The following is a 13,031-nucleotide window of genomic DNA, read 5'->3' on the forward strand; positions in this document are numbered from 1 at the left end:
CGACAGAAACCATGAAAAAGATATCGCCGACTTCGTTCTCTCTTAGTCGAGACCACGGGATGGATCTCCCCCGAAACTGGGGGACAGGATAGGGACGCGTGGCCGATCCAAGACAGGAAGTTCCGTGCAAACACCGCCGGTGGCTTGGCGAAGCGGGTAAGGGCACCCCGGTCTAACACTCCGGTAGTGAAAGAGTTCGAGCGCAAACAGTTGCTGGAGCGCATCGAACGCGACAGCGCGACCGTCGGTGCGGATATCCCCGATGAGATCACCGTGCAGGGCGAGGAGATCGAACTCCAGTCGTTCGTCTTCGAAATCAAGCGTCGGGAGACGATTCCGCGGGGCGAGCGCGAACGCGTCGAGCAGGCGAAAAAGAACCTGCGGCGCGAGCGCCTCCAGCGCAAGCAGCGGATCGAGGACAACAAAGTGAGCTACGAGCGCGGCGAAGAGCTTGCCACGGCCATCATCGGTATCGACCGGGCGCTCAACGCGCTCGAACAGCTCGGTGCGGCCAACATCGAACAGGAAGCGCAGACCCAGGAGACGGCCGACAGGAAGCGCTGGATGAAGTTCCTCCAGAAAGCACTGGGTCACGAGGACGCGGACTCCGGCACGGGTCGTGCCGGGCGGAGCTACTAACATGAGCCGGAACGACGAAATCGCGACACTGCTCGAAGAGTTTGCCGACCTGCTGGACGCGAAAGGGGTGGAGTACAAGCCCCGAGCCTACCGCCGGGCAGCCGAGAACATCAGGGACTTCCCCGGGGCGATCGAGGGGCTGGCCACCGAGGGCGAGGACAGCGTCGGCGAGATCGACGGCGTCGGTGACGCTATCTCCTCGAAGGTCGTTGAATACGTCAACACTGGCGAAATCGAGGAGCTAACCGAACTCCGCGCGGAACTCCCCGTCGAGATGGATGCTCTCACGGCGGTCGAGGGCGTGGGACCGAAATCCGTCGGCTCGCTGTACGAGGCGCTGGGAATCACTACCCTTGACGAATTGGAAGCAGCCGCCGAGGCCGGCGAGATACAGGAAGTCTCGGGCTTCGGCGCGAAAACGGAGCAGAACATCCTCGACAATCTCGACTTCGCCCGCGAGGCCCACGAGCGGTCGCTGCTCGGCGAGGCCCGGCCGTACGGCGACCGTATTCGGAGCTTCATGGCCGGCGGCGACGCCGTGGCCGAGTGCGCGCTCGGTGGGTCGATCCGCCGCTGGCGACCGACCATCGGCGACGTGGACGTACTCGTCGGAAGCACCGACCCCGAGGCCGTCGTCGAGCGGTTCACCGACTGGGACGGGCTCGACCGGGTCATCGAGTCCGGCGAGACGAAAGCGAGCGCCTACGCGGACGACGTGCGGGTCGACCTGCGAATCGTCGACCCCTCGGAGTTCGGCGCGGCGCTACAGTATTTCACCGGGAGCAAGGACCACAACGTGGCGGTCCGCAACCGCGCTATCGAACGGGACCTCAAAGTCAACGAGTACGGCGTGTTTGATGTCGAAGGCGTCGAGGACGACGGCCAGCGGGCCGGCGAACTGGTGGCCAGCGAGACCGAGGACGCAGTGTACGACGCGCTGGGCATGGATTGGGTGCCGCCGGAACTCCGCGAGAACCGCGGTGAGGTCAAAGCCGCCGCCGACGGGTCGCTCCCCGACCTCCTCGCCGAGGGCGAGGTCCGCGGCGATATCCACACCCATACGAACTGGTCGGACGGCGGCAACACCATCGCAGAAATGGTCGCGGGCGCGGCCGACTTCGGCCACGACTACCTCGCTGTCACGGACCACGCGACCGGACCGGGGATGGTCGGCGGCGTCGGCGTCCCGGACGAGAAACTCCGCGAACAGTTGGCCGAGGTGGAATCGGTCGCGGCGGACGCCGACATCGACGTGTTCTCCGGCGTCGAGGCCAACATCGCCGCGGACGGCAGTATCTCCGTTGCCGACGACTTGCTGGCGGAACTGGACGTGGTCGTCGCCTCGCCACATGCCGCGCTGGACGGGGACGGCACGGACCGCCTCGTCGCCGCAGCGGAACACCCCGACGTGAACGTCATCGGCCATCCGACGGGGCGCTATCTGAACCGCCGGGAAGGGCTGGATGTTGATATCGAGCGTCTCGCAACAGCCGCCGCCGACAACGACACGGCGCTGGAGATAAACGCCAACCCGGCCCGGCTGGACCTCGGCGGCGGCGCGGTCAAGCAGGCCGTCGAGGCCGGGGCAGCAATCGTCATCAACACCGATGCACACAGCCCACGCGACCTCGAACTTCTGCGCTACGGCGTCCACACGGCGCGGCGGGGCTGGGCCGAGACGGACGACGTGCTGAACACCCGCGACGCCGAGGGCCTCCGCGAGTTCCTCGATGCCTGAGAATTCCCCAAGCGACCGGCTCGTGCTCGATGCGATGCTCGGCAAGCTCGCCACCTATCTGCGGATGTGCGGCTACGACACGGCGTACGCGCTAGATCGGGACGCCGAGGCCGACGATGACCTCCTCGCCCTCGCCGAACGCGAAGACCGGCTTGTGATTACTCGGGACAGCGACCTCGCCGCCCGCGCACCCGAGAGCGTGCTCCTCATCGAGCGGGCAGTCGAGGACCAGTTGCGGGAACTCGCCGATGCCGGCTTCAACCTCTCACTCGCTTCGGAGCCGGCTCACTGTGGCGTCTGCAATGGGCCGGTCGAACAGGTCGATCCGGTGGAACCGACGCCGGAGTACGCACCGAATACGGACGACGAGACGGTCTGGCGCTGTACCGACTGCGGACAGTACTTCTGGAAAGGGAGCCACTGGGCGTCAGTTCAGGCGACGCTGGACGGCCTCTAGAACGTAGAAAGTCAGCGGGCGTCGCTACAGTTCTTCAGCCGCGGCGACGGCCTCGTCGGTCGTCCCCTCGACGACCACGCCGGTCGTGACATCGTCCTCGGTCCAGTAGACGACAGCACTGTCGTCGCGCTCGATTGCAGTCGCGTTCTGGCCGTTCACCTGTACCGCCGTCCCGTTCTCCGCATCGGCCAGATAGCTCGACGCGCCGGTCGCAGACAGAACCGTCACGTTCTCCCCATCGGCGTTGTACTGCTGGGCCACAGCCGTACTCTCGGGCCGGCTGATGTACCGGGCTTCCTCGAAGGTCCCGTTCTCGTATTCGGGCAGGTCCATCTCCGTCGCGGACTGGGCCGCGTCGTAGGAGTCGTACCTCTCGACGGTCGTGACGGCGACCCGGTCAGCCGGCGGGGCGAACTGGCTGTCGTCGATGCTGACGTTGAAGTTTGTCTCCTCGACGGTGAGTTCCGTCCGGTTGGTCCCGTCGTCAGTGGTCAGCTTGTGGACGCGGTAGTCCTCAGTGTCGACCCACAGCGTCGTGTTCGGCGCGTCGATGCTCTCGTTGGTCGGTTCCAGGTCGAGAACGTACGTCGACTCGCCGTTGACTTCATCGGTCCCCCGGAGCGTCGCGGTGACGTTCTCCTCGGGAACCGGGTCCGTCGTGTCGTTCATCGCCGCCGGGTCCTCGGGCAGTTCGCGGCCGTAGGACTGGTTCTCGCCGACCGCCCAGACGACGGTCCCGTTCGTCCCCATCTCGTAGGACCGGTTCTCGCTCGTGACGGCGGCCCACGTCTTGTTGGGCTCAGCGGCGGCGTACTCGACCGTAGCGGTCTTCGACACCGAGTCGTTCGCGACGCTCACCGTCGCCGTTCCGGTAATTGTCTCAGTTGCGTCGTAGCGCTGCTCGGTCCGGTCGAGCACGTCGTCGCCGGACGGCTGCCCCATCTCGCTGAGGCCGGACACGCCGGCGACCGCCCCAGCAGCCAGTAGTCCAATGGTGACGAACACCGCGACGATAGCCAGTCTCCGTCCGGTATCGGCTGTCATTGTCCGGTCTTAGGACTGGAGTGGTAAGTGGGTTCTTCTTGTCAGAGCGCGGACTGTATCCGGCGAAACCTGGGCCCGGCGAACCCCTCATTGCCGTCCAGTCCGTACATCGGTCCGTGAGCGAGTCAGCGAACACGACCGTCCGCGTCGAGGGCGTCAGCAAGCAGTACGACCTCGGCGGGACGGTGACGGCGCTGGACGATGTGAGCCTGGACCTGTCGGCAGGGTCGTACACGGCGGTTATGGGACCGAGCGGCTCCGGCAAGAGCACACTCCTGAATCTCATCGGCGGGCTGGACACGCCGTCGTCGGGACAGGTGGTCGTCAACGGACAGGACGTTTCGGCGGCCAGCGAGGCCGAACGGGCCGACATCCGCGGGACTGAGGTCGGCTTCGTCTTCCAGACGTTCAATCTCATGCCGCGACTGTCCGCGGTGGAAAACGTCGCCCTGCCGCTCGTCTTCGACGGCTGGGACCGCGCCCGTCGCCGCGAGCGGTCGGTGTCGTTACTCTCTGAGGTGGGGCTCGCCGACCGCACCGACCACGTCCCCTCGGAACTCAGCGGCGGCCAGCGCCAGCGGGTCGCTATCGCCCGCGCCCTGTCGACCGACCCGGCGTTGATTCTCGCCGACGAGCCCACCGGCAACGTCGACACGGACACCGGCGCACAGATACTCGACCTGTTCGACGATCTCCACGCGGCGGGCAACACGTTCCTGCTGGTGACCCACGAGCGCCACGTCGCCGAGCGGGCGGAGCGCATCGTCCACGTCGAGGACGGCCACATCCAGTCCGTCGAGGACGTTTCCGGAGGGCAGGACTGATGGACACCGGCGAAAGCGTGCGCATCACGCTCCGGTCTATCAGGGCCCACAAGCTCCGGTCGGCGCTGACGGTCGTCGGCGTCGTCATCGGCATCGCGTCGGTCATCACCTTCGCCACGTTCGGGGCCAGCGTCGAGGCGGAAATCGTCGGCGACATCGAGACATCGAACGCGGGCAACATCTACGTGTTCGGGACGCCGTCGGGCGACGACGACTTCGACCGGACGCTTCAGCCGGTGTTTACCGAGTACGACATTCAGCAGTTGGAGGGGATTACCGGAGTACAAGCGGTACTCCCGCGGGGCACCGTCCAGACGCAATCGGTACGGCACGGGGACCAGACCCTCGCTAGACAGCAGGTCACGGCGATACGGCCGGCCAGCATCAACGACGGGGTCCTCGTCGACGGACGCTCCTTCGAAACCGACGAGGAGGCCGTCGTCGTCAACGAGCGCATGGCGAGGTCGTTTTCCGAGAACCTCACGACCGGCGAGCGACTCACGATGACGATGCCCGACGGGGGCGAGCGCAACGTCACAGTCGTCGGCGTCGTCAACGGGACCCGCGGCGAGGTCCCGGTCAGCGAGTTCGCCCGCCAGCCGCGGGTGTACGTCCCCATCGACCCGTTCTACGACTCCGTCGTCGAGAGTCCTTCAGCGGGCGTGCGACAGCGCGCGTACCCGCAGGTGACCCTCGTCGTCGACCCTCGGGCGATTCCGGAAACGCAGTCGGCGATTCAGACGTACCTCTCCGGTAATTCTGATGCGCGGTCGCTGTCGGCCGACGACACGGAACTGGTCGCTCGCTCGGGCAACGACTTCGTCGAGGAAATCAGCGACGTCATCGAGCGCATCACGCGCTTCGTCACCGGCATCGCCGTTATCGCGCTGGTCGTCGGCGCTATCGGTATCGCCAACGTGATGCTCGTCAGCGTGACCGAACGGACCCGCGAAATCGGCATCATGAAAGCCGTCGGGGCGCGCAACCGCGATGTAATGCAGGTGTTCCTCGTCGAGGCCGCACTGCTCGGGACGATTGGTTCGCTGCTCGGCGTCCCGCTCGGACTCCTCGTCGGCTACGGCGCGACCCGGTACGCCGAGGTCACGTTCTCGCTCGCGCCGCTGTGGATGGCGCTCGCGGTCGCCGTGGGCGTCCTTGTCGGCGTGGTGGCCGGTCTCTATCCGGCGTGGCGGGCGGCCCGGGTCGACCCCATCGACGCGCTCAGACACGAATGATCGGGATTCAGAACACCGAAATACGTGGTCGTCGTACCGACGGGCCATGACCCTCTCGGAGGATGCCCGCGAGCGACTCGCCGACATCGTCGAACTCCAGCCGACGAAAAACGGCGAGTTGCAGGAGCGCTGGGACATGGACAGCGGGAGCGAGGTGCACCAGTACCTCGAATCCGAACTCAAGGAGTACTACTACCGCAACGACAACAGCCTCATCTGTGCGACGCCGGAGGCGACGACGCTCATCGACGGGGAGGACTCCGAACGGATACAGACGGTGACGGTCACCACGCTTCAGCAGGCTATCGTCGACGTGATCGCCGGGCCGGACGAGGAGAGCCAGAGCGTCGTCGCCGTGTTACACGCCCTCCGCGAGGTCGGCGAGGACCGCGACACCGACGATGTTCGCTCCGCGCTCCGCAGCCTCGCAGACAAAGGTATCGTGGAGACGGTTGAGAAGACGGTGCCGACGTTCAGGCTCGCCGTTCCCCGGGACGAACTGGACATCGAGCTATCCGAGGAGTGAGTGCGTCCCGCAGTACCGGTCGGTTACTCTGACAGCCCGGCCGCGGTGTCGGTCCGCTACTCCGACAGTCCCGGCCGCTGGCGGCGACGACGCCGTGCTAACACCCGTTGTATTGCTTTGCCCGGCCCGCCCTCAAGCGGCCACGCCTTCGACCGCCACGCCGGCGGCTCCGGCTCGTAGGACGGGCACTGGCCCCGACACTCCGCCGCTGTCGGTAGACAGTCTTTCGCCGCGCAGTGGGGATACACACCAGTTTCGTCGGCGCTGAGTTGGAAGTGCCGGCAGTCGGGACGCATCGTGTCCACGTACGCGCGCCACCCGCGAGCATACGCCCGCTCAGCGATGGCGAGCCGCCGCTCGTGCTTCCAGTCGGTGTCCACGTACTCGAACCGCGCCGCGCTGGTGTCGTCGTCCGGTCGGTCCAGAATGCGCGTTCCAGGGTCGTCAACCGACAGCGACCGCGGTTGCCAGACCGCCTCGGCCGTGCCTATCTCTGGGTCGACTGTCAACACGCCGGCGGCTGCCGGCAAGTCAGCCAGCAGGATCGGCTCGACGCGCTCGTCGGTCGCCGCCGTCGCCACCCACACCTCGTCGGCCAGCGATAAGGCGATGTCCCGCTGTAGTTGTGGGACGAGATTTCTGGCGGCGCTGGCAGTGAGATCGGGCTTGTTCTCGATAGCGACGATCCGTCGGACCCAGTCCGGATACGGGCGTACCCGACGGATTTCGATGCGGTTACCCCGCTTTCGGGTCTCGATGGCGTCCCGGTCGGCCGCCTCGTGAATCGACTCTCGGACGTACCGCCACGGATAGCCCGGGTCAGGCAGCGCGTCGCGGTAGTACGTCCAGTCGGCCGGCGCGTTCTGCAGGACGTGCAGGAGGTCCGAGTCGAACGCGTCTCCGCCGAACGTCGCTCGCTCGCGGAGTCTGTCGGGGTCACACTCCAGTACAATCGTGTCCCAGCGTCGGTGTTTCGTCCCGAACTGTCTGGCGATCAGCACCGCCGCATCGTCGGACGGCGACCACGCTCGCTCGGCCCATTGACAGACGGCCAGTTCGAAGGCGAACTCGGAGTCTGAATCGGCTCCACCACTCGATGTCACGTATCTCGAAAAAATAGCCGGCCGCGTAAGAACTGCTGGGTTAGGCTGACGTGGTCGGACCTGTTACCTGCTGTGCGCTCTTGTTCGTCTGGCTTGCGAATGCCGTTCCGAACATACGGAAGACGGCGACCTGCCCGTAGTAGGTGACGAACGGAACGAGAACGAGTCCGATGACAGTAATCGCCAGAATATTGCTGATGAGGTTCGTGATGATGCCAACGACAATCGGCATCAGGACTGCGATGAAGTAGTCGCTCGTGAGAACGACGTTTTTCAGCAATGAGAAGTCGAACGCTGCTCCAAGGCTGCCTTCGACCGCCATATTGGCGAGTGCTGCCGGGACAATATAGTAAATGAGGAACATTACTGGAATCAGGAGGAGGATCGTCATGAACCCGAAGCCGGCGATGATTCCGCCGCCAGAGTCGCCAGCAGCGCCACCCAACCCGAGGAGGACGCTGCCGATACCGAAGATGACAGCTATGGGAACGATAGAGTACACGAGACCGACGATACTGAACTTGATGCCGTCGATGATGAGTTCACCCCAGTCGTCCCAGGCGGGTGGCTCGGATTCACCTTCAACCGTCGTTCCGATCACGCGAAGCAAATAGCCGTTGAACGCGAACACCGGAATCAAGAGGAAAAAGAACACCAGCAGTACGCCGCCGATCAACATCTGTGCTATCCAACTGTCGCCTTGCATTGGGTACGATAGTCCGTCTTCTAACATTTTGGATGCCTCTTTGCAAACTGTAAGCTTATCGTATTTAAAAATACTGTTAGTATTGAATTAGAGATTATTCATAAAACACATTTATGCCCGTAAATAGCTTAGCTGCGGCTGATATCGCGGTATTAGTAGCTTGTATTACATATATGGGCGAACTGTCGGGCAGGATACCACAGAAAGTGATGCCATTCTGTTAGTTCATATGTCACTTGAGCGGATCTGTATTCGTCGGAGAGAACATCCAGTTTCGTCATCAAGCGACGGTAAAGCCATCGCTGACCAGATGGCCACGTCGGTGCTCCGTGAATCGGGCTGGGTGCTGTCCGCTCTCCCTCTACTCCTCGTCGTCCGCTCGCTCGTCGAGGAACTCGTCTGCCTGTTCGAGTATCTCGCGGGGACCGTCCTGCGTGACCGTGTTGATGGCCTGCTCGTAGTCGCGCCATTGCAGGTCGCGGTGTTCTGTGGACAGTTCGGCTGACGCTTCGAACGATTTCGCGACGAACAGGTGGACCGTCTTGTGGATGGTGTTGCCGTTCGCCTCGAACACGTAGTCGTAGTCTTCGCGGAACCCGTCTAAAAGCCGGAAATCGCCGATTCCGGCCTCCTCTTTCACTTCGCGTATGGCGGTCTGCTGGAGTTCTTCCTCGCCCTCGACGCCGCCCTTGGGGAACTCCCAATCGCCGGGTCGGCTCTTGAGCAGGAGGTACTCCCGCCGGCCACGCGTATCGCGAAAGAGGATGGCTCCCGCGCTCGTGGCCTCTATCATTATCGGATTTTATGACACCGCTACTTAAGAGAATATCGGAGACACAACGGAAACAGATGGCCTTTTGTCACTCGCGGCTGAGTGTTCGTCTACAGATGCCCTTCGTCACGACGCTGACGTTCACCAGTGGGGACCGACACCGCCTCGAGGACATTGTCACAGAGATCAAAGAGAGCGCCGAACAGAAAGGGGTCGAACTCAAAGGCCCGCATCCGAAGCAACCACAGGAACTGCGGGTTCCACAGTCGAAGTCACTGGGGCCAAGCGGCGGCCGCTTCGAGTCTTGGACCCACACCGTCTACACCCGGACGATAGAGATCGTCGGGTACGAGGAGTTCGCTCGGAACGTTACTCAGCGAACCTTCCCGAACGCCATCCACGTCGAGGCCGGCGTCGAACAGCGGACGCAGGTCGGCAGCGGGTCGTAGGGCCGGAGTGACTGTCGTCCGCTCCTGTGGATTCTTATAAGTAACTGTGCCCCGTTTCGCCGGCATGAACGAGTCTCAACAGGAACGGCTCAGGTCCGTTCGACGTGACCTACACAGCTACCCTGAACCCGCGTGGCGGGAGTTCTACACCACCAGTCGCATCGTCGACGAACTCGAACGTATCGGCGTCGACCAGTTGCATCTCGGTCAGGATGTCGTGGACGGCGACGCGCGGATGGCAGTCCCGGACGCTGATGAACTCGAAGACTGGCAGGCGAAGGCCCGAGAGGCCGGGGCTCGCGAGGACGTGCTGGAGGCCGCCACCGGGGGATTCACCGGTGCCCTCGCTGTGCTCGAACAGGGCGATGGGCCGACCGTCGCGCTCCGGGTCGACATCGATGCGCTTCCGATAACGGAGTCAGACAGCGTGACACACGCCCCGGCGACAGAGGAGTTCCGCTCAGCCAACGAGGGGTATATGCACGCCTGCGGACACGACGCCCACGCAACGATTGGCCTTGGCGTGCTGGAGGCAGTGAAAGAGAGTGACTTCAGGGGAACGTTCAAAGTCGTCTTCCAGCCGGCCGAAGAGGTCATCGGCGGCGGGAAGGCCGTCGCCGAAAGCGGTCATCTGGACGACGTGGACCACCTGCTGGCGATCCACATCGGGCTCGACCATCCGACCGGCGAGATCGTCGCCGGGGTCGACGGGTTCCTCGCCGTCCGGCAAGTCAGAGCGACGTTCACCGGTGAGTCAGCCCACGCAGGGGGACATCCGGCACAGGGGCGGGACGCCGTCCAGGCGCTCGCAACGGCCGTCCAGAACCTCCATGCTATTCGCCGCCACGGCGACGGCGCGACCCGGGTCAATGCCGGGGTCGTGGAGGGCGGCACAGCGACGAACATCGTCCCCGAGGAAGCGACGCTGGAAGGGGAAGTCCGGGGTGAGACGACCGCGCTCAAGGAGTACATGAGCGAGCGGGCGGACACCGTCATGTCATCCGCAGCCGAGATGCACGACTGCGAGGTCGCCATCGAGACGACCGCAGAAGCGCCGAGTGCGGTGAGCGACGAGGTACTCGCGGGCGTGGTGTACGACGCGGCAGAATCAGTTCCCGGCGTCACAAGCCGCCTTCGGACCGACGACCTCGGCGGGAGCGAAGACGCGACCTACCTGATGGACCGCGTCCAGGACCGCGGCGGCACGGCGACGTTCGTCGGTATCGGTACCGACCACCCCGGCGGCCACCACACGCCCACGTTCGACGTCGACGAGGATTCACTGGCAATCGGTATCGACGTCGTCAGCAAAGCGATTAGCCAACTGAGTGAGTGAATACGCTACGGCGCTTCCCAGCTGGCGAGCTGGATCGATTTGCCGCTATCCGGCGACTTCCAGTTCAGCGTGACCGTTGCATCCGAGAGATCAGCGGCTTTCGAAAACGTCACCTTCGACCCGGCTGTGATTTCCGAACCGGCCGCCGGTGCGCCGCCGAGACTCGGGAAATCGTGCTGTCCGTTGGCGGTTGAAGCCCCGCTAACGGTGATGTACAGGTTTCCGGCCCGGATCGAGTCGCCGCTCCGGTGTTCGATTGTCAGGCTGTCGGGACTACCCGCGTCGTAATCGAACGTAAACGCCGCCTGTGGCGCGCTTTGGCCGAGACTCCCAGACCCGAAATCGAGGAAGAACGTCGCTGCTGTCGCCGCCAACAGCACTGTTATTGCAACCATTAGAATGACACCAACAACTGGCGAGACTGCACTATCGTCGGATTGGAATCTGCGTGCTAGCATGATTGACCCCCACTCGGGCGACGGTCGACACGCTGTCTCCGTCTCGGTGACCCCCCGGTCGACCGACCCCAGTGTGACTTCATTTTGATATCATGTTGTTAAATAATAAAACTTGTTGTTCAGAACTATAGTTCATGATTTCAGCAACTACTCTCCGGATAGCTGTTCGAAACGCCGTCGCTGCTGCTGGCAACCCCGCGCCAGAATATCAGAACCAACCGGAAGACGCAACGAACCGCCGCGTCAGTACTTGGGCTCTGCGCCAGTGACGTCGTAGATATCGTCCATAATCGAGTCGCGCTCGCGCTGCCAGGCCTCGAAGCCGCTGCGGTCGCTTGGATAGGATTCGTAATGCTCCAGCAGCCGGTCGGCAGCTTTCTTCGTCTGGTAGAGGTCCCGGATAGTCCCCAAGTGGCCGATGCTCTTGACTGCCATCTTGATTTTGAGTCCGAGCCCGATACTGGTCGAGCCGCCGTACAGCGCCTCGGCGAGCTTCTCGCCGGGTAACGCGGCCAGCAGCGCCATCAGGTCGTCGACGTCGTAGGCGGTGGTGAAGATGTTGTACACGTCAAGCGCCGCGTACCGGGCGCCGAAGTGCTCCATCACGCGCTCGTTGTACTCCCAGAGCGCGGCTTCGTCGTCCGTCCGGCCGGATTCGATAGCCTCGATAGCCTGTTCGGCGGCGTAGGTCCCGGCGTAGGCCGCACCGGCGATACCGCCGCCGGTGGTTGGATTGACGTGTCCAGCGGCATCCCCGACGGCCATGAACCCGGGCGCGACGGCGGAGTCGTACGGCCGGCGCGTCGGCAGCGCAGCGCCGAGTTTATCCTGTACCTCCGCCCCCTCGAACTCGCTTCGGCCCTGCAGGTCGCGCTTGAGGTCGTCGACCAGTTCCATCGGCTCCTCGTTCATCTGGAAGCCGAGACCGGCGTTGATCTCCGTGTCCGTACGCGGGAAGTACCAGAGGTAGCCGGCGGAGCGCTCGGTCGGCTTGAACACGAGCGCGTCGTCCCATTCGACCGGCTCGTCAACCTCGATAATCTCCCGGTAGGCAGAGCAAAACTGCGAGTACTGGACGTTCGTGTCGAAGGTCGCGTCTTCGAGGTCGGTCTTGTCCTGCAGAATCGAGAGCGCGCCGGCCCCGTCGATGACCATGTCACCCTCGTACGTGACGGGGTCGCCTTTCCGCATGGCTTTCACGCCGGTCACACGGCCGCTGTCGTCCTGCAACACGTCTTGAACGACCGTGTCGTAATGGAACTCCACGCCGCTGTTGTTTGCCCCTTCGATGAGACAGCGACCGTACTCCCAGCGGTCGATGACGGCGAGTTCGCCCGGCACGGGGATTTCGAGGACGGTGTCTTCCTGTGGTATCTCGAACCGGCCGTGGTCGACATCTGTGTTGGTAAACGCCGGTTCGAGCTGTGACTTCGGAATCGCTTCAGGGAAGTCGCTGGCACCCTTGAGCGCGTCCCCACAGGCGATGTGGCCGGCCTCGGTCTCGTCTTTTCGCTCTACGACAACGACGTCGTAGCCCGCGTCTGCGACAGTCGCGGCGGCGTAACAGCCGGATGTCCCGGCCCCGACGACGACAACGTCCACGGAAACGGTCCGTGCAGTCGCCGACGCTCCGCCGGCGTTGTCGTCCTGGTGTGTGGTCATGCACTCCCGTCCTGCCCGGAGAGAGAAAATTATTCCGACTACGGGTTTCAGAACTGCTGTAACTATTTCTGCGATGCACAGC

The 13,031-nt window shown here is 63.7% G+C and carries 14 protein-coding genes; 8 read left to right on the plus strand and 6 right to left on the minus strand.

Annotation, left to right across the window (positions count from 1 at the left end; all coding sequences use genetic code 11):
- Window positions 1-186: 186 nt before the first annotated feature.
- The 3 genes from C442_RS08335 to C442_RS08345 are packed head-to-tail and all read left to right on the plus strand — an operon-like array spanning window position 187 to window position 2,834.
- Window positions 187-639, plus strand: coding sequence for a DUF5788 family protein (locus C442_RS08335; RefSeq protein WP_008309469.1), 453 nt, complete (start codon window positions 187-189; stop codon window positions 637-639).
- Window position 640: 1 nt separating this feature from the next.
- Complete coding sequence (polX, locus tag C442_RS08340) at window positions 641-2,377, plus strand: DNA polymerase/3'-5' exonuclease PolX (RefSeq protein WP_008309471.1); 1,737 nt, start codon at window positions 641-643, stop codon at window positions 2,375-2,377.
- The gene (locus C442_RS08345; RefSeq protein WP_008309472.1) at window positions 2,370-2,834 is read left to right on the plus strand and encodes a Mut7-C RNAse domain-containing protein; all 465 of its coding nucleotides are present in this window, start codon (window positions 2,370-2,372) and stop codon (window positions 2,832-2,834) included. Before polX ends, C442_RS08345 begins: the two co-directional genes overlap by 8 nt.
- A gap of 24 nt (window positions 2,835-2,858) precedes the next feature.
- On the opposite strand, the gene C442_RS08350 is transcribed toward C442_RS08345, so the two are convergent.
- On the minus strand, window positions 2,859-3,878 hold the full coding sequence (locus tag C442_RS08350) for a LolA family protein (protein WP_008309473.1): 1,020 nt from the start codon (window positions 3,876-3,878) through the stop codon (window positions 2,859-2,861).
- Window positions 3,879-3,994: 116 nt separating this feature from the next.
- Between C442_RS08350 and C442_RS08355 the strand changes: the two genes are divergently transcribed.
- Genes C442_RS08355 through C442_RS08365 form a run of 3 tightly spaced genes read left to right on the plus strand, consistent with a single transcriptional unit; the run spans window position 3,995 to window position 6,463 of the window.
- Entirely contained in the window at window positions 3,995-4,702 is a 708-nt protein-coding gene (locus tag C442_RS08355; protein ID WP_049942912.1) for an ABC transporter ATP-binding protein, read from the plus strand.
- A complete protein-coding gene (locus tag C442_RS08360) occupies window positions 4,702-5,937 on the plus strand; it encodes an ABC transporter permease (protein ID WP_008309475.1) in 1,236 nt (411 codons plus the stop codon). The genes C442_RS08355 and C442_RS08360 overlap by 1 nt, the downstream gene beginning before the upstream one ends.
- Before the next feature lie 46 nt (window positions 5,938-5,983).
- A complete protein-coding gene (locus tag C442_RS08365; protein ID WP_008309476.1) occupies window positions 5,984-6,463 on the plus strand; it encodes a DUF5797 family protein in 480 nt (159 codons plus the stop codon).
- A 56-nt stretch (window positions 6,464-6,519) separates the two neighbouring features.
- Here C442_RS08365 and C442_RS08370 read toward each other — a convergent pair whose 3' ends face one another.
- From C442_RS08370 to C442_RS08380, 3 genes are all read right to left on the minus strand, one after another.
- Window positions 6,520-7,566, minus strand: a complete 1,047-nt coding sequence (locus C442_RS08370; protein WP_008309477.1) for a DUF5787 family protein — start codon at window positions 7,564-7,566, stop codon at window positions 6,520-6,522.
- A gap of 40 nt (window positions 7,567-7,606) precedes the next feature.
- Window positions 7,607-8,272, minus strand: a complete 666-nt coding sequence (locus C442_RS08375; RefSeq protein ID WP_239642283.1) for a DUF4013 domain-containing protein — start codon at window positions 8,270-8,272, stop codon at window positions 7,607-7,609.
- 361 nt (window positions 8,273-8,633) lie between these two features.
- Entirely contained in the window at window positions 8,634-9,065 is a 432-nt protein-coding gene (locus tag C442_RS08380; RefSeq protein ID WP_008309479.1) for a bis(5'-nucleosyl)-tetraphosphatase, read from the minus strand.
- Window positions 9,066-9,160: 95 nt separating this feature from the next.
- On the opposite strand from C442_RS08380, the gene C442_RS08385 reads away from it, so the two are divergent.
- Both C442_RS08385 and C442_RS08390 read left to right on the plus strand, forming a co-directional pair.
- Window positions 9,161-9,493 carry an uS10/mL48 family ribosomal protein gene (locus tag C442_RS08385; protein ID WP_008309480.1) on the plus strand — a complete coding sequence of 111 codons (333 nt, stop codon included), beginning with the start codon at window positions 9,161-9,163 and terminating at the stop codon, window positions 9,491-9,493.
- Window positions 9,494-9,557: 64 nt separating this feature from the next.
- Window positions 9,558-10,829 carry an amidohydrolase gene (locus C442_RS08390; protein ID WP_008309482.1) on the plus strand — a complete coding sequence of 424 codons (1,272 nt, stop codon included), beginning with the start codon at window positions 9,558-9,560 and terminating at the stop codon, window positions 10,827-10,829.
- 5 nt (window positions 10,830-10,834) lie between these two features.
- On the opposite strand, the gene C442_RS08395 is transcribed toward C442_RS08390, so the two are convergent.
- Both C442_RS08395 and C442_RS08400 read right to left on the minus strand, forming a co-directional pair.
- A complete protein-coding gene (locus tag C442_RS08395; protein ID WP_080504302.1) occupies window positions 10,835-11,287 on the minus strand; it encodes a type IV pilin in 453 nt (150 codons plus the stop codon).
- Between the two features lie 243 nt (window positions 11,288-11,530).
- Window positions 11,531-12,949, minus strand: a complete 1,419-nt coding sequence (locus C442_RS08400) for a geranylgeranyl reductase family protein (protein WP_008309486.1) — start codon at window positions 12,947-12,949, stop codon at window positions 11,531-11,533.
- Window positions 12,950-13,031: the final 82 nt, after the last annotated feature.

The organism is Haloarcula amylolytica JCM 13557, from assembly GCF_000336615.1.
Taxonomy (GTDB): Archaea; Halobacteriota; Halobacteria; order Halobacteriales; family Haloarculaceae; genus Haloarcula; species Haloarcula amylolytica.